General features: G+C 67.9%; 21 protein-coding genes. 17 read left to right on the top strand and 4 right to left on the bottom strand.

The features are described from left to right. Positions 1-23 precede the first annotated feature (23 nt). The 9 genes from ligD (at position 24) to HFGMBDPB_RS09570 (ending at position 10,662) form a co-directional block, all read left to right on the top strand. Positions 24-2,702, top strand: coding sequence for a DNA ligase D (gene ligD, locus HFGMBDPB_RS09610; protein WP_212645312.1), 2,679 nt, complete (start codon positions 24-26; stop codon positions 2,700-2,702). Further along, positions 2,699-3,688 carry a non-homologous end joining protein Ku gene (gene ku / locus HFGMBDPB_RS09605; protein ID WP_046988070.1) on the top strand — a complete coding sequence of 330 codons (990 nt, stop codon included), beginning with the start codon at positions 2,699-2,701 and terminating at the stop codon, positions 3,686-3,688. The genes ligD and ku overlap by 4 nt, the downstream gene beginning before the upstream one ends. Positions 3,689-3,904: 216 nt before the next feature. After that, positions 3,905-4,114: a hypothetical protein gene (locus HFGMBDPB_RS09600; protein ID WP_212645311.1), complete on the top strand. Its 210-nt coding sequence runs from the start codon at positions 3,905-3,907 to the stop codon at positions 4,112-4,114. Between the two features lie 141 nt (positions 4,115-4,255). Beyond that, positions 4,256-6,343: a catalase gene (locus HFGMBDPB_RS09595; RefSeq protein ID WP_212645310.1), complete on the top strand. Its 2,088-nt coding sequence runs from the start codon at positions 4,256-4,258 to the stop codon at positions 6,341-6,343. Positions 6,344-6,682: 339 nt separating this feature from the next. Next, positions 6,683-7,744 carry a DNA topoisomerase IB gene (locus tag HFGMBDPB_RS09590; protein ID WP_212645309.1) on the top strand — a complete coding sequence of 354 codons (1,062 nt, stop codon included), beginning with the start codon at positions 6,683-6,685 and terminating at the stop codon, positions 7,742-7,744. 162 nt (positions 7,745-7,906) lie between these two features. Further along, the gene (locus tag HFGMBDPB_RS09585) at positions 7,907-9,502 is read left to right on the top strand and encodes a sigma-54-dependent transcriptional regulator (RefSeq protein ID WP_212645308.1); all 1,596 of its coding nucleotides are present in this window, start codon (positions 7,907-7,909) and stop codon (positions 9,500-9,502) included. 95 nt (positions 9,503-9,597) lie between these two features. Continuing rightward, a complete protein-coding gene (locus HFGMBDPB_RS09580; RefSeq protein WP_047473796.1) occupies positions 9,598-10,125 on the top strand; it encodes a hypothetical protein in 528 nt (175 codons plus the stop codon). 70 nt (positions 10,126-10,195) lie between these two features. After that, positions 10,196-10,474: a GlsB/YeaQ/YmgE family stress response membrane protein gene (locus tag HFGMBDPB_RS09575; RefSeq protein ID WP_016446350.1), complete on the top strand. Its 279-nt coding sequence runs from the start codon at positions 10,196-10,198 to the stop codon at positions 10,472-10,474. Positions 10,475-10,518: 44 nt separating this feature from the next. Next, positions 10,519-10,662 carry a hypothetical protein gene (locus tag HFGMBDPB_RS09570; RefSeq protein ID WP_212645307.1) on the top strand — a complete coding sequence of 48 codons (144 nt, stop codon included), beginning with the start codon at positions 10,519-10,521 and terminating at the stop codon, positions 10,660-10,662. 92 nt (positions 10,663-10,754) lie between these two features. On the opposite strand, the gene HFGMBDPB_RS09565 is transcribed toward HFGMBDPB_RS09570, so the two are convergent. Then, entirely contained in the window at positions 10,755-12,347 is a 1,593-nt protein-coding gene (locus HFGMBDPB_RS09565; RefSeq protein WP_212645306.1) for a nitrogen regulation protein NR(II), read from the bottom strand. 233 nt (positions 12,348-12,580) lie between these two features. Here HFGMBDPB_RS09565 and rpoN point away from each other — a divergent pair, with 233 nt between their 5' ends. From rpoN to HFGMBDPB_RS09525, 8 genes are all read left to right on the top strand, one after another. Next, positions 12,581-13,915: an RNA polymerase factor sigma-54 gene (rpoN, locus tag HFGMBDPB_RS09560; protein ID WP_212645305.1), complete on the top strand. Its 1,335-nt coding sequence runs from the start codon at positions 12,581-12,583 to the stop codon at positions 13,913-13,915. A 184-nt stretch (positions 13,916-14,099) separates the two neighbouring features. After that, positions 14,100-14,399 carry a hypothetical protein gene (locus HFGMBDPB_RS09555; protein ID WP_212645304.1) on the top strand — a complete coding sequence of 100 codons (300 nt, stop codon included), beginning with the start codon at positions 14,100-14,102 and terminating at the stop codon, positions 14,397-14,399. 49 nt (positions 14,400-14,448) lie between these two features. After that, positions 14,449-14,643, top strand: a complete 195-nt coding sequence (locus HFGMBDPB_RS09550) for a hypothetical protein (RefSeq protein ID WP_016446355.1) — start codon at positions 14,449-14,451, stop codon at positions 14,641-14,643. A 1-nt stretch (position 14,644) separates the two neighbouring features. Continuing rightward, positions 14,645-14,896: a plasmid stabilization protein gene (locus HFGMBDPB_RS09545; protein ID WP_212645303.1), complete on the top strand. Its 252-nt coding sequence runs from the start codon at positions 14,645-14,647 to the stop codon at positions 14,894-14,896. Between the two features lie 80 nt (positions 14,897-14,976). Further along, positions 14,977-18,816 carry an ATP-binding protein gene (locus tag HFGMBDPB_RS09540; RefSeq protein WP_212645302.1) on the top strand — a complete coding sequence of 1,280 codons (3,840 nt, stop codon included), beginning with the start codon at positions 14,977-14,979 and terminating at the stop codon, positions 18,814-18,816. A 93-nt stretch (positions 18,817-18,909) separates the two neighbouring features. Beyond that, on the top strand, positions 18,910-20,187 hold the full coding sequence (ertE, locus tag HFGMBDPB_RS09535) for an N-carbamyl-l-glutamate amidohydrolase ErtE (protein WP_212645301.1): 1,278 nt from the start codon (positions 18,910-18,912) through the stop codon (positions 20,185-20,187). Positions 20,188-20,441: 254 nt separating this feature from the next. Further along, the gene (locus tag HFGMBDPB_RS09530) at positions 20,442-21,425 is read left to right on the top strand and encodes a Bug family tripartite tricarboxylate transporter substrate binding protein (RefSeq protein ID WP_141831517.1); all 984 of its coding nucleotides are present in this window, start codon (positions 20,442-20,444) and stop codon (positions 21,423-21,425) included. Between the two features lie 110 nt (positions 21,426-21,535). Beyond that, positions 21,536-22,090 carry a bacteriohemerythrin gene (locus HFGMBDPB_RS09525; RefSeq protein WP_224986183.1) on the top strand — a complete coding sequence of 185 codons (555 nt, stop codon included), beginning with the start codon at positions 21,536-21,538 and terminating at the stop codon, positions 22,088-22,090. 88 nt (positions 22,091-22,178) lie between these two features. On the opposite strand, the gene HFGMBDPB_RS09520 is transcribed toward HFGMBDPB_RS09525, so the two are convergent. The 3 genes from HFGMBDPB_RS09520 to pobA form a co-directional block, all read right to left on the bottom strand. Then, complete coding sequence (locus HFGMBDPB_RS09520; protein ID WP_012206159.1) at positions 22,179-22,616, bottom strand: universal stress protein; 438 nt, start codon at positions 22,614-22,616, stop codon at positions 22,179-22,181. A 99-nt stretch (positions 22,617-22,715) separates the two neighbouring features. Further along, positions 22,716-23,498 carry a 2OG-Fe dioxygenase family protein gene (locus HFGMBDPB_RS09515; RefSeq protein WP_016451485.1) on the bottom strand — a complete coding sequence of 261 codons (783 nt, stop codon included), beginning with the start codon at positions 23,496-23,498 and terminating at the stop codon, positions 22,716-22,718. A 131-nt stretch (positions 23,499-23,629) separates the two neighbouring features. Continuing rightward, positions 23,630-24,805: a 4-hydroxybenzoate 3-monooxygenase gene (gene pobA, locus HFGMBDPB_RS09510; protein ID WP_016446365.1), complete on the bottom strand. Its 1,176-nt coding sequence runs from the start codon at positions 24,803-24,805 to the stop codon at positions 23,630-23,632. Positions 24,806-24,966: the final 161 nt, after the last annotated feature.

Raw genomic sequence — 24,966 nt, 5'->3', positions numbered from 1 at the left:
CTGATGTTCTGAAGGAGCGCCGCATGCCCGCACCGCGCCGCAGCCACCCGGCCGCGCAGCAGCCGCGGCGGGCTGCTGCGGCCGGCGGGCAGGACAGGGCTGCCGCTTCGCTGGCGGCCTACCGGCAAAAGCGCGACTTCACGCGCACGCCGGAGCCCTCGGCAGAACCTTCCAGCGACGCGATTGCAGGGCAGCCCGGCACGGGTGTCCTGCAATTCGTCATTCAAAAGCACTGGGCCAGCCACCTGCACTACGACTTCCGGCTGGAGCTGGACGGCAGCATGAAAAGCTGGGCCGTGCCCAAGGGCCCCAGCTACGACCCGGCCGACAAGCGCATGGCCGTGCAGGTGGAAGACCACCCCATGGCCTACAACCGCTTCGAAGGCCAGATTCCGCCGGGCCAGTACGGTGCGGGCAAGGTCATCATCTGGGACCGGGGCACCTGGTGGCCACAAGGCGACGCCGCCGAGGGCCTTCGCAAGGGCAAGCTCAAGTTCGAGTTGCGCGGCCACAAGCTGCAGGGCCGCTGGACCCTGGTGCGCATGCGCGGCAAGGACGATGCCAAAAAACCCGCGTGGCTGCTGATCAAGGAGCATGACGGGCTGGAACGCGCCGCCGGCGAATTCAGCGTGGTCGAGGACATGCCCGACAGCGTGGCGGGCCTTCCCCTGGAACCTGCAGCAGCGGCAACGACAGAAACAGAAACAACAACAGCAACAGCGCCAGCGCCAGCACGAAAGCAGCACGCCGGCACCGCGACCATGCCGCAGGAGATCGCCCCCCAGCTGGCGACCTTGGTGGACCGCCCGCCCACGGAGGCCGGGCAATGGATCTTCGAGAGCAAGTTCGACGGCTACCGCCTGCTGGCCCGCATCGACAGCGGTACCGTGCGGCTTGTCACGCGCAACGGCAAGGACTGGACCGCCAGAATGCCTGCCCTGGCCCGCGCCTTGGCGGCCCTGCCCTTGCAAACAGGCTGGATCGACGGCGAGGTGCTGATGCTGGACAGCGACGACCGCCCCGACTTCCAGGCCCTGCAGAACGCCTTCGACGGCGAGCACACCGACCTGCTGGTCTTCTTCGCCTTCGACCTGCTGTGGCACGACGGCCAGGACCTGCGCCAGCAGCCCGTGGAACAGCGCCGCCAGCGGTTGCAGGAGCTGCTGCACAAGGCGCCGTCGGACCGCGTTCGGTTCAGCCAGGCCTTTGACGCCCCGCCCGCCGACCTGATGGCCGCCGCCTGCCGGCTGGGCCTGGAGGGCGTGATCGGCAAGCGGCGCGGCAGCGCCTACGTCTCGCGGCGCAGCATGGACTGGATCAAGCTCAAGTGCGGCCACCGCCAGGAGTTCGTGATCGCCGGCTATACCGATCCCCAGGGCTCGCGCACCGGCCTGGGGGCCCTGGTCCTCGCCGTGCATGGCGAGGACGGGCAGCTGCACGCGGCCGGCAAGGTCGGCACGGGTTTCAACGCACGCACCCTGGCCGACCTGCGCCAGCGCCTGGACGGCCTGGCCACCGGCACATCCCCGCTGGCAGACACCCGGGGCCTTGGCAGCCAGGTGCACTGGGTGCGCCCCACCCTGCTGGCCGAAGTCTCGTTCGCGCAATGGACCGCGGACGGCCGCATCCGCCACGCCGTATTCCAGGGACTGCGCACGGACAAGCCTGCGCGCCGCATCGCAAAAGAGGAGCCACAGCACGTGCCATCGACCGCATCTTCACCCCGCACCGCAACCCGCCACAAAGCCGCCCCGCCCCGCATGGCCAAGGCGGCGCGCCTGCCCGCCACGATCGCCATCACCCATGCCGAGCGTGTCATCGACCCCTCCACCGGCATCACCAAGATGGAGCTGGCGCGCTACTACGCCACGGTGGCCCCCTTCATGATCACCCACCTCAAGGCCCGGCCCGTGGCCATGGTGCGCGCGCCGGAGGGCATCGAGGGCGAGCTGTTCTTCCAGAAACACATGGACCAGACGCCGCTGCAGGGCATTGCCGCCCTGGCGCCCGAACTCGATCCCGGCCATGCGCCGCTGATGGAGGTGGCGCGGCGTGAAGGCCTGGTGGCGGCCGCGCAGATGAACACCATCGAATGGCACACCTGGAATGCCCGCCGGGACCGCATCGACCGGCCCGACCGCATGACCTTCGACCTGGACCCCGGCGAGGGCGTGCCCTGGACGCAGGTGCAGGAAGCGGCCACCTTGCTGCATGTGCTGCTGCAGGAGCTGGAGCTGCCGGCCTTCCTCAAGACCAGCGGCGGCAAGGGCCTGCATGTGGTCGTGCCGATCAAGCGGCTGCTGGACTGGGACACGGTCAAGGCCTTCTCCCAGGCCCTGGTCCAGCACCTGGCCAGCACCGTGCCCCAGCGCTTCGTGGCCAAGAGCGGGCCACGCAACCGCGTGGGAAAAATCTTCGTGGACTACCTGCGCAACGGCTTTGACGCCACCACGGCCTGCGCGTGGACAGCGCGTGCGCGGCCCGGCATGGGCATCTCCGTGCCCGTGGGCTGGAACGAGCTCGACAGGCTCACGGGCGGCGCGCACTGGACCATTCGCTCGGTGGACCAGCGCCTGCGCCTGGGCAACTCGCCCTGGGAGCACTACGGCACGGCGGCCACCAGCCTGGGCCGCGCCATGAAGGCGCTGGGCTTCGAGGCACCGGCCCGCGAAGCGCCGCCAACGAGGAAAGCACAACGATGACCAGGAAAGCCACATCTCCCCGCACGGCCCCGGCCGTCTCCTCGCGCAGCCTGTGGAAGGGGGCCATCAGCTTTGGCCTGGTCCACATCCCGATAGGCCTGTATGCAGCCACGGCCAGCACGGACATCGACTTCGACTGGCTGGACAAGCGCAACATGCAGCCCGTGGGCTACAAGCGCATCAACAAGGTCACGGGCAAGGAGGTGGCCTCGGCCGACATCGTCAAGGGCGTGGAATTCGAAGAAGGCCGCTACGTGGTGCTGAGCGCCGAAGAGATTGCCGCCGCCTTTCCCAAGACCACGCAGACCATAGAGATCGAGGCCTTTGTCGATGCCGACGATATCCCCTTCATCTACCTGGAGCGGCCCTACTACACCGCCCCCCTGCACCGGGGCGGGAAGGTCTACGCACTGCTGCGCGAGGCGCTGCGCAAGAGCAACAAGGTGGGCGTGGCCAAGGTCGTCATCCAGGCCAAGCAGCACCTGGCCATCCTGATCCCCTGCGGCCGGGCGCTGGTGCTGAACCTGCTGCGCTGGGGCGGCGAGATCCGTTCCTTCGAGCAGCTGGACCTGCCGCCGCTGGACGCAAGGGCCGCAGGCATCAAGGCCGCCGAAATGACCATGGCCCTGGCACTGATCAAGGACATGAGCCAGGCCTGGGACGCCGACCAGTTCCGCAACTCCTTCAGCGAGGAAATCCACCAGCTGGTGCAGGCCAAGGCCCATGCGGGCGACGTGCAAAGTGTGCAAAGGCAGCAGGACGCGCCCGCCGCACCCGCCAACGCAGCCGTGCTGGATCTGACCGCCCTGCTCAGGAGCAGCCTGGGCAAGGCAGGCAGCGGGGCCCCCGCCCCCGCGGCCAAGGAAAAAAATACCGGGGCGGCGGCAAAAGCTGCAAAAGCTGCAAAAGCGCCCGCGACCCGGACAACACCCAAGCCCCGAAAGCCAGCGTCCAAGGCGCCTGCAAAACGTTCAACATCCAAATGAAACGGACCATTGCCGTTTTGCATAATCTACAAATGGCATTTCATGATAAAAAATACATGCATTTTTGCCGCAAAAATGGATTCCATGATATTCATAGCAAATTCCAATGATTTACCAAAAGTAATCTTCCGAATTTCCTACACGCCGTGGATTTTTCAGGCAGCACAATGAAATTGCAGTGATGACGGCATCGCTGTTTACTTAAGGAGTATGGAAATGACGCAACAGACCAATAACCCTCAAGGCAACACGGCCAGCAACCAGCAAAACGACAAGAACAAGCAGAACCAGCAGCAGCAACAAAACAATCCGGGGCAGCAGCAGCAAAGCAATCCCAATAATCCCAACTATCAGCAACAGCAGAGCAACCCCCAGCGCAACCAGCCGGGTCAGCAGCAAAAGCAGGACAGCCACCAGCAGCGTTGAGCCGCAGGTTGCATGACCTGAAAAAAGGGTCCTCCGGGCCCTTTTTTTATTTTCCCATTGCGGCAACTGAAAAACATACCGTTGCTCCGCTTGAAATATCCGCGTCAAAAGAACATGGCGTTCATTCCCAAGGAGTGCATCATGGCCAAGAAAGCCCCAGCTGAAAAGAAATCCCCATCCCAATGCCCCGCTGGCCACGGCGGAGAACTCCAGCAGCAGGCCGAAGCCTCTCATCCTGTATTGACGACGCAGCAGGGCATACCGGTTGCGGACAACCAGAATTCATTGAAGCAAGGGCCAAAGGGACCCACGCTGCTGGAAGATTTCATATTGCGCGAGAAAATCACGCATTTCGACCATGAGCGCATTCCGGAGCGGATCGTCCATGCACGCGGCACAGGTGTCCACGGTTATTTCCAGCTGACCGATTCACTGGAGCAGTACACCACCGCCAAGGTGCTGACCGAAACCGGCAAGCAGGTGCCGGTCTTCGTGCGCTTTTCCACCGTGGCCGGCGGCGCAGGCTCGGTGGACACCCCGCGGGACGTGCGCGGCTTCGCCATCAAGTTCTATACCGAAGAGGGCAACTGGGATCTGGTCGGCAACAACATTCCGGTGTTCTTCATCCAGGACGCCATGAAGTTTCCCGACCTGGTCCATGCCGTGAAGATGGAGCCGGACCGGGGCTTTCCACAGGCTGCCACGGCGCACGACACGTTCTGGGACTTCATCTCCCTCATGCCCGAGTCCATGCACATGGTCATGTGGATCATGAGCGACCGCACCATCGCGCGCAGCCTGCGCATGATCGAGGGCTTTGGCGTGCACAGTTTCCGGCTGGTCAATGCGCAAGGCAAAAGCACCTTCGTGAAATTCCACTGGCGGCCCGAGCTGGGCATCCAGTCCACGGTCTGGGACGAGGCCCTGAAGCTGCAGGCCGCAGACAACGACTACCACCGCCGCGACCTGTTCGAGGCCATCGAGGCCGGCGACTACCCGGCCTGGGAGCTGTGCGTGCAGCTGTTCTCGCAGGAACAGGCCGACGCCCTGCCCTATGACCATCTGGACCCCACCAAGATCATTCCGGAAGAGGAAATACCGCTGCGCAAGATCGGCCGCTTCGTGCTGGACCGCTGGCCCGACAACTTCTTTGCCGAGACCGAGCAGGTCGCCTTCTGCCCGGCCAACCTGCCCCCGGGCATCGACTTCAGCAACGATCCGCTGCTGCAGGGCCGCCTTTTCTCCTACCTGGACACCCAGCTGTCGCGACTGGGCGGGCCCAACTTCACGCAGCTGCCCATCAACGCGCCCAAATGCCCGTTTGCCCACGACCAGCGCGACGGCCATATGCAGACCCAGGTGCCCAAGGGCCGCGTGGCCTACGAGCCCTCCAGCCTGCAGGCCGACAGTCCGCGCGCCTCGGCGGCGCGCGGCTTCAGGCACTTTGCCCAGGATGACGGGGACGGCGCCAAGGGCCGCATCCGCCCCGAAAGCTTTGCCGACCACTACAGCCAGGCGCGCATGTTCTACGCCAGCCAGAGCGCGGTGGAGCAGGCCCACATCGCCAGCGCCCTGGTGTTCGAGCTGTCCAAGGTGCAGACGCCGCATGTGCGACTGGCCGTGGTGGGCCACCTGCAGGTGATAGACGCCGACCTGGCAAAGCGCGTGGCCGACGGCCTGGGCCTGCCCCAACTGCCGCCTGCCGCCAAGCCTGCCGTGCCCCCGCAAAAGCTGCCGCCCAGCCCGGCCACGCGCATCATCGACCGCATGAAACCCACACTGCAGGGCCGCTGCGTGGCCATCCTGGTGGATGAAGGCTCCAGCGCCCGGCACATTGCCGCCTTCCACAAGGCCCTGGTGGCGCAAAAGGCCAGTGTGAAGATCATTGCGCCCAAGATCGGCGGCGCCACGCTGGACGACGGCAGCCACCTGCCCGCAGACGGCCAGCTGGCCGGATCGCCCTCGGCGCAGTTCGACGCCGTGGTGTCCATCCTCACGCCCCAGCGCGGCGAAGCCCTGGCCCGGGAAGCGGCCGCCCAGGACTGGTTCCGCGATGCCTTCGGCCACCTCAAGGCCATTGCGGCCTGCAAGGCCACGGGGCACATCCTGCAGACCGCGGGCATCACGCCGGACGAGGGAGTGTTTCCCATCGACACGCCCAAGCCCTTTGTCGAAGGCGCCAAGAAACGCTTCTGGGACCGCGAGCCCACGCTGAGGACGCTGGCCTGAGGCCGCAGGCCACCGGTTTTCGCGAATCATTGCTACCAAATGTCAACGCTTCGGCCCCGTGCAAGGGTCCGGGCATGGCGATTGCTGCAGCGGCTGCATGGCCGCTGCGGCCCGCCACCATCACAGGAGAAACCGTTCCATGATCGCTGCACCACCCACACCGCCTGCCACACCTCCCGTCGCTCCGCCGGTCAATCCGCCGCCGACCGAGCCGCTGGTGCCACCCGTGGGTGATCCTCCGCCGGCTCCGGCGCCTTCGCCCTATTCCGATCCCCCCATCGCACCTCCGCCGCCGCAGGGGTTGCACTGACTGCAGACCTCATCCATGTCAACGACCGCATGCCCGGCTGGCGCCGCGTGCGGCGTGGCAAAGGCTTTTCCTATGTGGACCAGGACGGCAGGCCCGTGCGCGACGCCCAGGCGCTGGAGCGCATCCGCAAATTGGCCATTCCACCGGCCTATGTGGATGTATGGATCTGCCCTGACGCCCGGGGCCACCTGCAGGCCACGGGCCGCGATGCCCGCGGGCGCAAGCAATACCGCTATCACCCGCAGTGGCAGGAGCAGCGCAAGCAGGTCAAGTTCGACCGCATGCGCGAGTTCGGCCGGCATCTGCCCGCCATTCGGCGTGCCGTGGCGCGGGACCTCAGGCCGGGGCGGCCGCAGCTCGAAACCGTGGTGGCCACCATCGTCTGGCTGCTGGACTGCACGGCGCTGCGCGTTGGCAATGACGAGTATTCAGAAGCCAATGGATCCTTCGGCCTGACCACGCTCAGGAACCGCCATGCCCAGGTGCGCGCCGGCGAGCTGACGCTGAGCTTCAAGGGCAAGAGCGGCGTCGCCCAGCAGGCCCGCGTGTCCGACCGGGCCGTGGCCCGCATCGTCAAGCGCTGCCAGGACCTGCCGGGGCAGCGGCTTTTCCAGTTCGTGGACGACGAGGGAGATGTTCACCATGTGCGCTCCGAGCACGTGAACGACTACATCCGCAGGATCTGCAGCCAGGCCGGGGCAGACGAGGCAGACAGACCGGACTTCAGTGCCAAGGACTTCCGTACCTGGCATGCCAGCGTGTACGCGCTGGAGCTGGCCATGGCCGCCGCAGCGTCACCGGCGGGCAGCCGCCATCCGGGCGCGCTCACCTTCACGGACCTGATCGCCGAGGTGGCGCGGCGCCTGGGCAATACCTGTACGGTTTGCCGCAAGTTCTACATCCATCCCCAGGTACTGGCCCTGTGCGAGCAGCCCGGACAATGCCCGCCCGCCGCGACCGCTGCACCCGCACGGCGCACGCGCGGGCTGAGCGCCAAGGAATGCCTGTTCCTGGGCCTGCTGGAGCCCCAGCCCCGGCCCCGCAGGACCCCGCCCCGCCGTGGCCAGGGCGCCAGCCGCCGGCCCGCCTGATCCGCTTGATCCCCTCTTTGCGGCGACGGCGGCGGGGACCGGACCACCCGGCAAGCACTGTGCCTGTGGACTGACACAGATGCATACATCCCAGCCCCTAAACTGCCGGATCATGAATTTTTGTCAAAACAGGCTGCGGCCGGCAGCTCTGGAGGCCATGGAATGAACCACGTGCTGATCGTCGATGACGACGCGGACTCGGCAGCCACCATGCGCGAACTGGTGGGCGTGGACCGCTTTTCGGTCGCCGTGGCCCACACCCTGCGCGATGCGCGCCGCCAGATGGCCATGCAGCCGCCCAGCCTGGTTCTGCTGGACCTGCAGCTGCCCGATGGCAACGGCATGGACCTGTTCGGCGACCGGCAAGTGCCGCAGGACTCGCAGATCGTGCTGGTGACCGGCCATGCCAGCCTGGACTCCTCCATCGAAGCCCTGCGCCGAGGCGCCATGGACTATCTGGTCAAGCCCGTGGGCATAGGCCGGCTCGAGGACATTCTTTCGCGCTTTCTCATCCCCACGCCGGGCCTGTCGGGCGCGGACAGCCGCAACGGCGCAGGCCCGGCCTCCAATCAGATCACGGCACAAGACCATTGCGCACCCGCTGGCAGCTACTGCGCGCAGGAAGGCCGCTTTGGCCGGCTCCTGGGCCAATCGCCTCCCATGCAGCGCCTGTACCAGCAGATGGAGCGCGTGGCGGGCACCTCGGTCACGGTGTTTCTCACGGGAGAGAGCGGCACCGGCAAGGAGGTCGTGGCGCAGACCCTGCACGACTTGAGCCAGCGGCGCAGCCGCCCGTTTCTTGCCGTGAACTGCGGCGCCATTTCGCCGCATCTCATCGAAAGCGAGATCTTCGGCCACGAAAAGGGCAGCTTCACGGGTGCCGACCGCCAGCACCAGGGCTTTTTCGAGCGCGCGGCCACGGGCACGCTGTTCCTGGACGAGATCACGGAAATGCCCATGGAGCTGCAGGTCAAGCTGCTGCGCGTGCTGGAGACCGGCCGCTTCATGCGCGTGGGCTCCACCCAGACGCTGCAGACCGATGTGCGCGTGATCGCCGCCACCAACCGCTGCCCCTTCGAGGCCGTGGCCAGCGGCAGGCTGCGCGAGGACCTGCTGTACCGGCTGAACGTCTTTCCCATCGAGCTGCCGCCGCTGCGCGAGCGCCTGTCCGACGTCCCGCTGCTGGCCCAGCACTTGCTGCAGGCCATCTCGCAGCGAGAGGGGCAGACCAAGCAGTTCACGGCGTCGGCCCTGAGGCAGTTGGCGCAGCACAGCTGGCCCGGCAATGTGCGCGAGCTGCGCAATGCCGTGCAGCGTGCCTACGTCATGGAGCCCGGCCCGCAGGTAGGCACCGAATGGCTGCCCCGCCCACCGGTGGCCATTGCCCAGCCCGCCCCCATGCCGGTGTCATTGCACGCATCCGTGCACACATCCGTGCCTGCACAGCTGGCCGCCAACGCCCCGCAATTGCCGCCCACTGCGCAGGCCGCGCCTGTCGCCGTGCATCCGTTCGCCGACCACGGCGCGGCAGGCGACGCCTACGACCTGCCCGATATGGAGCCGGCCACCATACAGCTGCCCATCGGCATGACCATGGCGCAGGCCGAGCGGCTGCTGATCCAGGCCACGCTCAAGCAGTGCAAGTACCAGAAGGAACGCACGGCCGCCGTGCTCGGCATCAGCCTCAAGACGCTGTACAACCGGCTCAAGGACTATGCGGGCGGCAAAAAGGACAGGACGGACCCCGAACCCGGCTGACACGTGCGCAGACGCGCACAGCACCTGCTGCCGTTGCCTTGCGGGCACGCTGCTTGCCACCCTGCAAGCACCTTTGAGCAACCAAGGACAAGCCCATGGACTCCTCTCCTGCCCGCGCCTACGGTGTCTTCAAGCCCGTGGGCCACATGGTGGTCTCTTTTCCCACGGCTGCGCAGGCCGATGACGGCATGGCGGCGCTGCAGGCGCTGAACCTGCCCGAGCAGGACGTACGGCGCTACACCGACCGGGAAATGCTGGCCCAGATCGACCAAGACCTGCGACAGGCCAGCCCCGTGGCCGCCGTGGGCCAGGAACTCAATCTGGTCAAGGCCCACCAGGCCCTGGCCGAGCGCGGCTACCACTGGCTGGTGGTACGGGTGGACAGCGACGAGGCCGCACGCAACGCCGCCGATGCCCTCAAGGCCGCCGGCGCCGAGCGCGCCCAGCTCTACGGCCGCTTCATCATCGAGGAATTGATAGAACACGCCGCCGATCTGCCCCAGGTCAGCGAGTCGCCCGACCGGGGCCTGGACGCCCAGACACCTTCAGGCCGCGAAGCCGAGCGGGCACAAATCCGCCCCGCGCCGGCCCAGGGCAACGGCACCCCGCGACCGGAGCGCTGAGTCGCTTGCGACGGGCAGGCACGCCGATTGCCATTGATATTCAACTGCAACTTTTGTCAAAGGCGATGCCATGGATTTCCTCATCTGGCTGATGGTGGGCGGGCTGATCGGCTGGATCACCAGCATGGTCACGAACACCCAGGCCCAGCAAGGCATTTTGCTCAACGTGGCAATAGGCGCCATCGGCGCCTTGCTGGGCGGCTGGCTGCTGGCGCCGCTGCTGGCGCCCTCGGCCATGGATGCGCAGGCGCAGGTGCCTGCCACATCCATGTCCATCTTCATTTCCATGGCCAGCGCCGTTGCGCTGCTGGCCATCTTCAACCTGTGCAAACCGCGCATGCGCCACTGAGCCGGCCCGGCCACGGGCCATTGACTTGCAGGAAAGGAGCCTCCATGAGCAAAGATCCCTTCCAGACCAGAAGTACCGCTGGCAGCACCGACCTCTCCCGCAAGGGCAGCGCCGTGTGCAAGAAACCGCTGCGCTCCATTGCCACGGCGCTGGCGGCGGGGCTGCTGATCGCGCGCCTCGCACGCTGACCGGGCTCGGCCCTCCTCTCTTTTTCGACTTTCCTGCTTGCTGACTGCGCGCCCCGGCGCGCAGTCCTGTTTCCAGGACCGCGAATGCCAGCTCAGTCCAGGCTTTGCGCAAGACAATCCTGCGCCGCCATGGGCACGCGCGGCAGGACCAGAGAGACGGCCAGGCCGCCGCTGTCTCCATCGCCGTCGCCTCCCTCGCTGCCGCCCTCGGCCCACGCCACGCCACCGCCAGCCAGGCACAGCCGGCGCGCCAGGGCCAGGCCGCAGGAGGCATCTGCATCGGCGTCGCTCAACCGCACGCCGGGGCGGGATTCCTGCGGCCGCTGCGGCGCCTCGGCGCTGGCTGCGGCCACTACGCCCGCTACGCCCGCTTCGCCCGGACCCACCCCCTCCGGCCCCGGCTCGGTGTCCTGCCAGTGGGCCACGGCCTCGATGCGGATCTCCACCTGCTCGCCCTTGGCGGCCGATGCCGCAAGATGTCCGCCCACGGGATGTGCCGCCATGCGCACGCGGGCGCCATCGGGCAAGGCCTCGCGCACGGACAGGAAAATGCTGATCAGCGCCAGCTCCAGCTCGTCAGGGTCCACATACACGCCCAGGCGCGCGGCCGGCTGGCCCGGCGGGCTGGCCTCGGCGGGCTCAGCCACCTCCAGCGCCACGCGCTTTCCCAGGACCACGGCCAGCGTGCCCCGCACGCCCGGCAACCAGCGGTACAGATCCACCACCAGCGCATGCGTGCTGTGGCGCGGCCCGAAGCGCAGCAGCTGCTGCGTCAACCGGCTGGCCGTGTCCACCGAACGCAGCATGGCCTGTGCAGGCAGGCGCAGGTTCGGGTCCTCCGAACGACGCTCAATCAGATAGGCGCTGTTGCTCAGAACGCCGAGCTGGTTGTTGAACTCATGGGAGAAGCGGCCTGCCAGCCGGCCGACCACCTGCAGGCGCTCGTTCTGGATATGGGCCTCGCCGGCTTCGTTGTCCCGCTCCCCCGGTGCGCCGCCGGCCTGGCTGCGCCGGGCCGGCCTCATCGGGTCCGCCCTGCCACGCAGGGCCAGCCCCGCCAGGCCCAGGCCGGCCAGCGCAAACAACACGATCGCCGCCCAGATCACGCCCCTCAGGAGCGGGGAACACGCCGGATCCAGCGCGGAACAGGGAACCCAGCTCACCCAGGTCCAGCCCTGGGCCGTCCTGCTGAAGAAAACGCGCAGGGTGCCGCCCTGCGCATCGGGCACATCCAGCCAGCCGTGCGCCAGGCTGGAAGCCAGGCGCTCGCTGAAATCAGCGGGCAAGGCAGGCTGACCCGTTGCCGCAGCCGTGCCGGCCGGCACCGCACGGCCCGCGCTGTCCACCAGAAAGCCGGACCATCCCGCCTCCAGCAGCGGTTGGACGGCAGCCAGCGCCTGCTCGGCATTGGCAGCGCGTGGCTCCTGCCTGTCCAGCAGGCGGGCCGCGGCCATGCTGGCGATGCGAACGGCCTGCTCCTGCGCCGCGTGCCCGGATTGATAGGCGCGCAACAGCAGCCAGGACGAGGCGGCCAGCACAAGCACCAGCAAGGCCAGAAGCAACAGGACCCGTCTCAGGCGCATGGACATGGATGGCCCGCGTGCGGCGCCGCGCGCCCCGCCTTGCGGGACTGCATTGAGGGTTCCCGGCGGCGGGACCGTGTGAAAACTGGTGGATTGGTACATGGCAAAGTTTGCAGAAAACCTTGCGCCCGAGCGGAAATTTTTACCGCAGGCGCCTTGAGCGGCCCTGCTGTTGCAAAGCCGATACCCGCAGCGACGGCCGAACCCCGGGCCCCTGTGCCTTCTGCGCAGCAAGTACGCAGCAGGTTTCGTGCCCAAAGTGTATCCAGACGATTCGCCACGCTGATCGGGGCATGAACGTTGCGTCCTTGTGGCCATCGCAACAAGGAGACGAGATGGGTTCCATGCACCTCAAGGCGGACATACGCCAGTCCCAGACGCTTTCCCCGCGCTTGCAGCACGCGGTGCGCATGCTGCAGATGTCCTCGCTGGACTTTGCCGCGATGGTGCGCAGCAAGATGGAGGACAACCCATTCCTGGAAGATGCCGAGCCCGCAGATGACCGCGACCTGTGGGTGGCCGACATGCACCTGGGCGCGCGCCAGGCCGTTGACGCGGAAGGCTCCGCCATGGACACGGCTGCCTGCGAAACCACGCTGGCCATGCACCTGCACGGCCAGCTCAACGTGACGGCCATGACGCCGCGCGACCTGTGCATGGCGCGCGCCATCGTGGAATCGCTGGACGACGACGGCTATCTGCGCACGGACCTGCAGGAGCTGGCCGGCCTGCTGGCGCTCAGCCCGGCGCCCGATGCGCAGGAAATGCTCATCGCCCTGCGACTGGTGCAATCGCTGGATCCGGCGGGCGTGGCCGCGCGCAGCGTGGGCGAATGCCTGTTGCTGCAATGCCCGCAGATGGCCGACGCCACGCTGCGCCAGCTGTCGCAGACCCTGCTGCAGCACCACATGGACGCGCTGGCCGCGCGCGACGTGCCGCGGCTGGCCAAGGCGCTGCAGGTGCCGGCGGCCCAGATCGTGCAGGCCATGAATGCCATACGGCGCCTCAACCCCAGGCCTGGCTGGAGCTTCGGCTCCACGCGCGTGGACTACATCGTTCCCGACGTGATCGTGCGCAGGGGACCGAGCGGCTGGAATGTGCAACTGAACCCCGCCGTCGTGCCGCGCGTGCGACTGAACAGCGTCTACGAGCAGCTGTTCCAGCGCCACCGCTGCACGGGCCAGGCCCAGCTGGCCGACCATCTGCAGGACGCGCGCTGGACCGTGCGCAATGTGGAGCAGCGCTTTTCCACCATCCTGGACGTGGCCCGGGCCATCGTGCGAAAGCAGGAGCTGTTCCTGGAGTTCGGCGCCATGGCCATGAAGCCGCTGGTGCTGCGCGAAATTGCCGAGGAAGTGGGTGTGCACGAATCCACCGTCTCGCGCGTGACCAACAACAAGTACATGGCCACGCCCACGGGCGTGTTCGAGCTCAAGCACTTCTTCTCGCGCCCCATGCTCAGTGCCAGCGGCAGCGCCTGCTCGGCCACGGCCATCCGCGAGCTGATCGGCGACATCATCGCGGCCGAATCCGATGCCCGGCCCCTGTCCGACGTCGATATCGCACGCCAGCTGGGCGCCCAGGGCCTGGTCGTGGCCCGCCGCACCGTCACCAAGTACCGCCAGCTGCTGCGCATAGCGCCGGCCGACCGGCGCAGGCGCCACGGCTGACACGGCACCTGCCGTCGCGGCCGCGGCCTTGCGATGGCCCTTGGCGCCGCTGCCCGTGGCGGTGTGTCCTGCCAAGCCCCACTGCCGTGCAGCGGCTTGTCGCTCCCCCAGGTCCTGCCTTGTCCGACAGTTGCAGGCCGCCGTCCGGCCTAAGGTGAAGGCTCATGGATTGAAGGAGACCGCCATGGACACCCCTCCCCGCAGAGTGCACGCCCCCCTCGAACGCCAGCGCAGCGAGAACAACCACATCCGCGATGGCCGCTGGCCGCTGCGCATCGCCGCCCTCACGGCCGCCGTCGCACTGATCCTGGTGCTGATGTTCAACTTCATGGCACCCAGGGGGCGGCTGGATGCGCCCAGCGCCACCGGAGGGCCAGCGACAGAACCCACCTCCTCTGCCTCGCCGGCCGCACCTGCCGCGCCGTCCATGACGCCGCCGCAGGCCGATCCGGCCACCGCACCCGCCACCACCGCGCCACGCTGAGCCCGCTTGCGCACTTGTATCAACCCTTCCCCTCAGGACAGCAGCAGCCATGAACCACCCCCTGCCCCACGCACCCAATATTCCCCAGGTGCCGACCACGCCCAACGACCCCGTGGCACCCGACGATCCCAACCGCCAGCCCGGCCGCCCGCGCGGACCCGAGCCGATAGATCCGCCCACCACGGCGCCCCCCATAGAATTGCCGCCCGCGCCCGAGCAGGAACAGACCCGCAAGGGAGAGTGACATGCCCCGAGGAGACCAATCCACCGATACCCATGAGCGAAAACGCCAGGCCCGGCACATAGTGCACAGCCACGAATCGCGCGGCGCAGGCCATGAAGAGGCCGAAAGGCGCCTGTGGGCCACCGTGGACAAGGACAGCGGCGGCGGCAGGCAATCGGGCTGCGGCCGGGGCCGGCAAGCAGCGCATTGCGCTGCCCGCAAGAGCGCCCGCAGGCGAGGCGCCGCACCTGCAGCGCAATCCGCCTCGCGATAGCTGCGCCGCCACCGCGGCCCCGGCGCCTGGATCAACGACACAGGCCGGCCCGCGAAGTCGGCAATCCCGTGGGAGAACCCGTGAATTCAGAAGACGGTTTTGGATTCCTGCCGCAGCGCGGCGAAATGGCGGCGCGCGTGCGCGCCCACGACTGGGCGGCCACGCCCCTGGGCACGCCGCAGAGCTGGCCGCAAAGCCTGCGCAACGCCGCCAGCCTGATGCTGGGCTCGCGCTTTCCCATCATCATCTGGTGGGGCGATGACTTCCGGCTGATCTACAACGACGCCTACATTCCCTTCCTGGGCACCAGCAAGCACCCCAAGGCGCTGGGACAGGCCGGCGCGCAATGCTGGAGCGAGATCTGGGACGACATCGGCCCCATGCTGGAGGGCGTGCTGCGCACGGGCCAGGCCACCTGGTCCACCGATGCGCGCTACTTCTTCGACCGCGAGCTGCCGCAGGAAGAGGTCTTCGTCACCTTCACCTACGGCCCCATCCTGGCCGATAACGGCATCACCGTGCAGGGCGTGTTCTGCCCCTGCACCGACACCACCGAGAAAATCGTCAGCCGGCGGCGCCTGGAGACGCTGCACCGCCTGGGCATCCGCACGCTGGACATGCGCAGTGCCAAGGACGCGGGCGAAAAGGTCTGCGCCGTGCTGGATGAAAACCCCTACGACGTGCCCTTCGCCATCATCTACGAGTGCCAGGCCGCCCCGGATGCAGGCAGCGCAGACACCGCTCCCCCGGCCTTCCAGCTGCTGTGCTCCACCGGCATGGACACCGACCTGGCGGCCGACCCCGCGCCCTGGCCGCTGGCCCAGGCCGTGCAATCGGGCCAGCCGGCCAACGTGGACCTGGCGCAGCTGGGCCTGACCCTGCCTGGCGGCCCCTGGCCCGAACCCTCGCGCCTGGCGCGCATCGTGCCCGTTCGCTGGTCGGGCGACGGCCAGGCCTCGGGCGTGCTGGTGCTGGGCGTCAGCCCGCGCCGCCCGCTGGATGCGGAGTACTGCGCCTTCCTCGATATGGTGGCAAGCCACACGGGCGGCGTTGTCGCGCACGCCGTGGCCTATGAGCAGGAAGCGCGGCGCGCCCGGGCCCTGGCCGAGGTGGACCGTGCCAAGACCGTGTTCTTCTCCAACGTCAGCCACGAGCTGCGCACGCCGCTGACGCTGATCCTGGGGCCGCTGGACGACGCCCTGCGCGAGCACGGCGGCCACCTGCCGCCCGATCAGGCGCAGATGGTCCACCGCAACGCGCTGCGCCTGCAAAAGCTGGTCAACGCCCTGCTGGACTTCGCGCGCATCGAGGCTGGGCGCATGCAGGCCAGCTACGAGCCCACGGACCTGGCCCGCGCCACGGCCGAGCTGGCCAGCGTGTTCCGCTCGGCCATGGAGCAGGCGGGCCTGCGGCTGCGCGTGGACTGCCCGCCACTGCAAGGGCCGGTCTACGTGGACCAGGACATGTACGAAAAGATCGTGCTCAACCTGCTGTCCAACGCCTTCAAGTTCACCTTGCAGGGCGAGATCGCCGTGGCGCTGCACGACGCGGGCCCTGCGGTGGAGCTGTCCGTCAGCGACACCGGCTCGGGCATTGCGCCCCAGCACCTGCCCCATCTTTTCCAGCGCTTTCACCGCATTCCGGGCAAGCCCGCCCGCACGCACGAGGGCACGGGCATCGGCCTGGCCCTGGTGCAGGAACTGGTGCGGCTGCATGGCGGCACCATCACGGTCACCAGCACGGAGGGCGAGGGCAGCCGCTTCACCGTGCGGCTGCCCAAGGGCAGCGCGCACTTGCCGGCCGAACAGGTGAACCCCATCGCGTCACCGTCAACCCCGCCGCCGCCGGGGCACGGCGCGGGCGCCCCGGCCGCACGCCAGCTCATGGACGAGACGCGGCAGTGGGTGCCGGGCGAATCGCCCACGCACGTCCCGCACGCCCCGCACGGCATGCCGGCTGGGGCCGAACCGCAAGGCCCCCGGCCGCGCATCGTCTGCGCCGACGACAACGCCGACATGCGCGGCTACATCGGCCAGTTGCTGCGTCCGCTGTACGAGGTGGAAGTGGCCGGCGACGGCCGGGCCGCGCTGGACTGCATCCGGCGCCAGCGGCCCGATCTCGTGATTGCCGACGTGATGATGCCCGTGCTCGACGGCTTCGAGCTGCTGCATGCGCTGCGCAGCGACGAGGCCACGCGCTCCACCCCCGTCATCATGCTGTCCGCGCGTGCAGGCCAGGAGGCCCAGGTCGAAGGCCTGCGCGCAGGCGCGGACGACTACCTGGTCAAGCCCTTTTCGGCGCGCGAGCTGCTGGCGCGCGTCGCCTCGCTGCTGCAGCTCGAGCGCGTGCGCGAGCAGGCCCATGCTGCCCTGCGCGCCAACGAGAAAAGGCTGCGCGCCATCATCGACCAGATGCCGGCGGGCGTGGGCGTGTCCGACATGGGCGGCACCATGGTGCTCAGCAATGCGCTGATGGACCGATTCGTCCCGCGCGCCATCCCGTCCACCCTTGCCGACCGCGTGCAGCGCTGGCGCGGCTGGGACGACAAGGGCCGGCCCATACCGCCCGAGAACTGGCCCGGCAGGCGCGCGCTGCGCGGCGAGGTGGTCATGCCGGGGCTGGAGATGCTGCACACCGACGACGAGGGCCGCGAATGGTGGATGCGCGTCAGCGCCGCTCCGCTGCGCGATGACGGCGGGCAGCTCGTGGGCACCTGCTCCGTCATCCAGGACATCACCGAACTCAAGCGCGCCGAGCAGCACCTCAGGGAGGCCGACCGGCGCAAGGACGAGTTCCTGGCAACCCTGGCCCACGAGCTGCGCAATCCGCTGGCACCCATCAGCCACGGCCTGCAAATCCTCAAGCGCACCGTCCATGGCGACGACAGCGCGCGCCGCAGCCAGGAGATGCTGGAGCGCCAGGTCAACCACATGGTGCGCATGGTGGACGACCTGCTGGAGGTCTCGCGCATCACCACGGGCAAGGTCCAGCTGCGCAAGGAGGTGGTGGACCTGAACAACGTGCTGCAAGGCGTGGCGGCGGCCAGCCATGCGGTCATGGAATCCGGCGGCCACCAGCTTCGGCTGGAGCTGCCCGCCGAGACCCTGCTGCTGCCGGCCGACCCCGTGCGGCTGGCGCAAATGGTCACCAACCTTCTCAACAATGCCGCCAAATACACCGATCCCGGCGGCCACATCGTGCTGGCGGCCTGGGCAGAGGGTGCGCAGGCCGTGATCTCCGTGCGTGACGACGGCATAGGCATCCCCGCCGCGCTGCTGGACAGGATCTTCGACATGTTCATGCAGGTGGACCGCGGCGGCCGCCGGGGCCAGGGGGGCCTGGGCATCGGCCTGACCCTGGTGCGCAGCCTGGTGGAGATGCACGGCGGCAGCGTGCAGGCGCTCAGCGAAGGTCCGGGCCAGGGCAGCGAATTGCGGCTGCGCCTGCCCTTGCCGGCCCATGCACCTGCCGATGCATCCGCCCATGCACCCGCCGATGTGCCCTCCCTGCCCGGACCGGCCGCAGGCGCGCAGTCCGGGGACGCGCCAGCCTTCGGCCGCATCCTGGTGGTCGATGACAACGCGGACGCCGCCGACACCCTGTCCATGCTGCTAGGGCTGCTGGGAGCCGAGGTCGAGATCGCCCGCGACGGCCCCGGCGCGCTGGCCATGCACGACGCCTTCAGGCCCGACGTCGTGCTGCTGGACATCGGCCTGCCCGGCATGGACGGCCTGGAAGTTGCGCGCCGCATCCGCGCCCGTCAGGGCCGCGACCAGGTCCTGCTGATCGCCCTCACGGGCTGGGGGCAGGAGGATGACCTGAGACGATCGCGCGAGGCCGGCATGGACCACCACCTGGTCAAGCCCGTGAGCTTCGACACGCTGGAGCGGTTGCTCAGGAGCCTGCGCACGTCTGCATGAGCACCGCCTTTGCGCGCGACAATCCCCGCTTCGCCCAGCCTGCCTGCGCCGCCTGCGCGGCTCGCGCGCCTGCCGCAGAACTCACCGAGACCCATGACCGCCCTGCCCCCCATCAATGCCGAGCGCCTTTGGCGCCGTGTCCAGACCCTGTCCACCTTCACCCTGCCCGACCGGCCCTGGACCCGCCGCGCCTTCTCGCCCGAGTTCGACCAGGCCCGCGCCTGGCTGCGCGCCGAGTTCGCGGCCGCGGGCATGCAGGTGCATCTGGATGAAGGCGGCAATCTGGTCGGCCGCCTGCCGGCTGCCCAGGCCGCTGCGGGCAGCGCAGAACGCGCCCCCATCTCCACCGGCTCGCACTGCGACACCGTGATGATGGGCGGGCGCTTCGACGGCATCATCGGCGTGCTGGCCGGCATCGAGGTGGCGCACTGCCTGCATGAAAACGGCATCGCCCTGCAGCACCCGTTCGAGGTGATCGACTTCCTGTCCGAAGAACCCAGCGACTACGGCATCTCCTGCATAGGCAGCCGCGCGCTGTCGGGCAAGCTGGACGCCGCCATGCTGGCCGCCCGCAACCCGCAAGGCGAAACCCTGGCCGAAGGCATGCGGCGCATCGGCGCACGGCCCGAGGCGCTGGACCGCCCGCTGCGCAGCGCCGGCGGCACGGCCGCCTTTGTGGAGCTGCACATAGAGCAGGGCCCGGTGCTGGAGCAGCGCGGCCTGCCCATTGGCGTGGTGACGAACATCGTGGGCATACGCCGCGTGGGCTTCACCGTGCACGGCCAGGCCGACCACGCAGGCACCACGCCCATGGACATCCGGCAGGACGCGCTGGTGGGCGCGGCGCGCATCATCGATGCGGCCAACCGCAAGGCCGCTGCGCTCAATGGCCAGCCCCACTATGTGGTGGCCACCGTGGGCCGGCTCTCGCTCACGCCCAATGCCTCCAATGCCGTGCCTGGCCTGGTCGAGATGATGATGGAAGTGCGCAGCGACCACGCCGGCGTGCTGGAGCGCTTCCCCGAGGAACTGCTGGCCGAAGTCCTGCCCGGCCTGGCCGCCCTGCGCGTGCGTGCCGAGATGGCCGACGTGAGCCGCTCCCAGCCCACGGACTGCGCTGGCCTGGTCATGCAGGGCGTGGAGCAGGCCTGCGACAACCTGGGCTACGCCCACATGCGCATGCCCAGCGGCGCCGGCCATGACGCCGTCTACATGGCGCCCACCGGCCCCATGGGCATGATCTTCATCCCCTGCCTCCACGGCCGCAGCCACGCGCCCGAGGAATGGATAGAGCCGTCCCAGCTGCTGGACGGCACCCGGGTGCTGTACGAGACGGTGCGCGTGCTGGACAGGCAGTGGGCGCAGGGCTGAGCGCCTGGCCTGCGGCCAGGCACCAAGGCGGCATAAAATAGCCCGCTTCCCTCTGGAGCAGGCACAAGCTGCTCCTTGGTGGAAGCCCCTGTGGCACAGATTGCGGAAATCCGCCCAAATAGCGGGTTTCCCAATGCAAGATGGCGGAACCACCCTCCCCGATCATCGACAACCCACCGCATGGGCGGCCCGGCACTGCCGGACCGCTGCGAGAAGGTTGCACCGCCCCATCAGACCCTGGAGTTTCTTCTTTCATGTTCCGCCAACTGATCACCTGCACCGCCGTGGCCGCCGCCATGGGCCTGAGCTTTTCCGCAGCCGCCCAAGGTGCGGCTGCCGACTATCCGAACAAGCCCGTGCGCATGATCGTGCCCTTCCCGCCCGGCGGCGGCACCGACATCCTCGCGCGCGTGGTGTCCAACAAGCTCACCGAAGTCAGCAAGTGGACCGTGGTGCCCGACAACCGCGCGGGCGCAGGCGGCACCATCGGCATCACCGAGGCCGCCAAGGCAGCGCCCACGGGCTACGACATGGTCATGGGCCAGAAGGACAACGTGGTCCTGGGCCCCTACCTCTACAAGAACCTGCCCTGGAACCCCGTCAAGGACCTGGTGCCCGTGGCCCACGTGGCCTACACGCCCATCGTGATCGCCACCAGCGTGAACTCGCCCTACAAGACCCTGGCCGACATCGTGGCCGCTGCCAAGCAGCACCCGGGCAAGGTGACCTACGGTTCGCCGGGCAATGGCACCAGCATCCACATCTCGGGCGTGCTGCTGGAGAAGGCGGCGGGCATCCAGCTGGTGCATGTGCCCTACAAGGGCTCCAACCCGGCATTGATGGACGCGCTGGCCGGCAACGTGGACCTGCTGGTGTCCTCCGTGCCCTCGGCCATCGGCCAGATCAAGGCCGGCAAGCTGCGCGCCATCGCCGTCACATCGGCAAAGCGCTCGTCCTCGCTGCCCGACACGCCCACGCTGGCCGAAGCGGGCCTCAAGGGCTTTGACGTGAGCACCTGGTACGGCCTGTTCATGCCCAAGGGCACGCCAACGGCCATCGTGACCAAGGTCAACGCCGAAGTGAACAAGCTGCTGGCCATGCCCGAAGTGCGCGACGCCATCCAGACCCAGGGCGCCGAACCCCAGTCCATGAGCGTGGCCGACTTCGACAAGATGTTCCAGGCCGACTTCAAGCAGTCCAAGCAGATCGTCGAGTCCTCGGGCGCCAAGATCGAGTGACATGCCTGCGGTGCCAGGGCTGCATGCCCGGCACCGCCTGCATTGGCCAACGCCGCATTTCATTGATGCAGATCAGCCTGATCTGCATCAAGGAGCTATGTGACAGTCCCGTGAATACTTCTCTGGAAATCACCGAATTCCTGGAGAACGTCATGGCATTGCTGGTCTGGGTCCCCGAGCTGGACACCGGGATTGCAGAAATCGACCGGCAGCACCGCCGCATCGTCGATTACATCAACAAGCTCTACGAGCTGCGCTCGTCGCCCGACCGTGAGGCCCTGGGTGATGTCATCGGCGAGATGATCGACTACACCGTCTCGCACTTCGTGTTCGAGGAAAGCCTGATCGAGAGCGCCGGCTACATGTTCGCCGGCCCGCACAAGAAGGTGCACGAGCTGTTCACGCGCCGCGTGATCGAGATGCAGACCCGCTTCGATGCGGGCGAGGACGTGGCCGCCGAGCTGCACGGCATGCTCTCTCGCTGGCTGTTCAACCACATCCGCAACGAAGACACCGGCTACGTGGACTCGGCCAAGGCCTATCTGCGCATGGCGCGCGAGTCCAGTCCTGCCGCCGAGAAGGAAAGGCTCAAGAACGAAGTGCTGCAGGAATTGGAACTGCAGCGCAAGAAAAAAGGCTGGCTGGCACGGCTGCTCAATCGCTGATCGCCCTCCCCCTTGCAGCGCAACAACAAAAACGGCTCCCGAGGGAGCCGTTGACGTTTCACCCGGCAAAGGGCCGAGGGCCCGGTGATTACTCGCGCACCACCAGCACCGGCACGCGCACTGCGCCCAGCACGCGCTGGGTCACGCTGCCCAGCATCAGCTTTTCCAGACCACGGCGGCCTTGCGAGCCCATGATGATCAGGTCGGCGCCCGTGCTCTCGAGCACGCGCACGATGCCTTCGTGCACCGCATGGCCTTCGCCGACCACGGTGGTGGCGGTGATGCCGGCCTCGTCGGTGATCTTCTTGACGGCGTCCAGCGTGGTGTTGGCCTCGGCCGTGGCCGCGCTCAGGTACTGCGACTGGCCGTAGGCGAAGTCGGCGCCCACGCCCGTGAACGGATAGGGGTCCACCACGTAGACCGCCGTCAGCGTGCTGCCAAAGGCCTTGGCCAGCTCCACGCCCTTGTGAACCGCCAGCATCGAGCTGTTGGAGCCGTCCACGGGAACCAGGATGTGCTTGAACATGCGTTTTCTCCTTTGTGCTTGGCCGCCGTCAACAATCGGAGGCGGCCGGGTCTATGAACCAAAGTGTGCGCCCATCATGCGCCAGCATCTTGAGCTGCATCAATCCTTGCGGCGACGCGTCAGCTCCGAGCCCTGGAAACCCTGGCGGCGATAGGTCAGCACCAGCGTATCGCGCACGCCGCCCGGCTGCTCGGGCTGGATGGGCGTGGTCTCGTGGATCATGCGGGCATCGTCCAGCAGCATCACCGACCAGGGCTCGGTCAGCGTGAAGCGCTGGCCGCTGGGGCCCGTGGCCTCGAAGATGCGCGTCTCGCCGCCCTTCACGCCCTCGCGCCCGACCAGGATCACGGCCACCAGGTCCACGCCGTCGCGGTGCGCGCCTTCGGGGGTGGGCCGGCCAATGCCGTCCGTGGTGTCGATGCGGAACTGGTGGGACTCGATGAACCAGCGCTCGTGCTGCACATCATCGCCCTGGGCGCAGAACACCTGGTCGGACAGGCCCGCCAGCGCCAGCAGCAGGCGGCTCCAGGTGGCGCTTTGCGCCGTGGCATCGCGCATGGGCTCGAACATGCGCAGCATGCCGCCATGCAGGGCGTTGTACTCCACCGGCTGCCAGTGCGCGCGGTGCTCCACCTGCTGCAGCCCGTCCTGCCCCGCGATGAAGCAGGAATGGCGGCGGCGCCGGTAGCGCCCGCCGTCCTTCAGAAAGGCATCGGGCGGCAGCTGGGCCCAGTCGGCATCGAGCGCATGCAGCTCGGTCAAGGACACGCCCGCCCAGGCCGCGAATTCGTCGGGGCGCAGCACCGCATAGCCTGCGTCGCGCAGCGACTGCGCTGCATTCTGGGGAGCGATATAGGGAGGGGGAAACGTGATGTGCGCCATAACCTGCCAAGCTTACTCCTCGCCCGCACCCGTCCGGGCGAGGCGGCCTGCAAATTTGCGCAATGCTGTGGCGACAGGCGCGCATCAATGCGGGCGCAGCCTCGGCGGCGCCCGGGGCCTCACGCCGGCCCTCACACCAGCGGCAACCCCACATAGTTCTCCGCCAGCGAGGTCGAGCCTGCCCGGGAGTTGACGATGTAGTCCAGCTCCGCCTCCTGCACCTTGGTGTCGAAGCCGCCCGCGTCGGGGAAGCGGTGCATGAGCGAGGTCATCCACCACGAAAAGCGCTCGGCCTTCCAGACGCGGCGCAGGCATTGCTCGGAGTAGCCGTCGATGCCTTCGGGCGCCTTGTCGCGGTAGTACTGCGCGAAGGCGCTGGACAGGTAGCCCACGTCCGAGGCGGCCAGGTTCAGGCCCTTGGCGCCCGTGGGCGGCACGATGTGGGCCGCGTCGCCGGCCAGGAACAGGCGGCCGAAGCGCATGGGCTCGGTCACGAAGCTGCGCAGCGGGGCAATGCTCTTTTCCAGCGAGGGACCGGTCACCAGGCGCTCGCGGGCCTCGGGGTCCAGGCGCAGGCGCAGTTCGTTCCAGAAGGCCTCGTCGCTCCAGTCCTCCACTTTCTCGGTCAGCGGCACCTGCAGGTAGTAGCGGCTGCGCGTGGCGCTGCGCTGGCTGCACAGTGCGAATCCGCGCTCGGTCTGGGCGTAGATCAGTTCGTGCGAGACGGGCGGCGTGTCCGACAGCAGGCCCAGCCAGCCGAAGGGGTAGACCTTCTCGAAGGTGCGCACCTTGTCCTGGGGCACGCTGGCGCGGCAGATGCCGTGAAAGCCGTCGCAGCCGGCGATGAAGTCGCATTGCAGCTCATGGACCTGGCCGTCCTTCTCATAGCGCACGACGGGGCTGTCGCCATCGAAGCCCACGGGCTGCACGTTGGCGGCCTCGTAGACCGTGGTCAGGCCCTCGGCGGCGCGCACTTCCATCAGGTCGCGCGTGACCTCGGTCTGGCCGTAGACCATGACGCGCTTGCCGCCGGTCAGGCCATGCAGGTCGATGCGGTGGCGCTGGCCGCCGAACAGCAGCTCGATGCCGTCGTGCGGCAGGCCTTCGGCGCGCATGCGGGCATCGGCGCCGGCCTGCTCCAGCAGGTCCACGGTGACCTGTTCGAGCACGCCGGCGCGGATGCGTCCCAGCACGTAGTCGGCGCTGCGCTGCTCGATGATGACGTTGTCTATGCCTGCGCGGTACAGCAGCTGGCCGAGAAGCAGGCCGGCAGGGCCTGCGCCGATGATGGCGACTTGGGTACGCATTGATCTGTCTCCGTTGCGTTGTTCGATGTCATGGCCGGTTCATGCCATGGCCTGGTCCCAAGACTAGTTTTGAGGCAGCGCAAAGACGAGGGGCTGGCACATGAGTTGCGCGGTGATCGCGCAATCTGCGCGACAATCGCGCACTACCTGCATGCCCGCCC

This window comes from Delftia sp. PE138, from assembly GCF_018320755.1.
Lineage (GTDB): Bacteria > Pseudomonadota > Gammaproteobacteria > Burkholderiales > Burkholderiaceae_C > Comamonas > Comamonas tsuruhatensis.
This window is presented reverse-complemented; position numbering and strand designations above follow the sequence as displayed.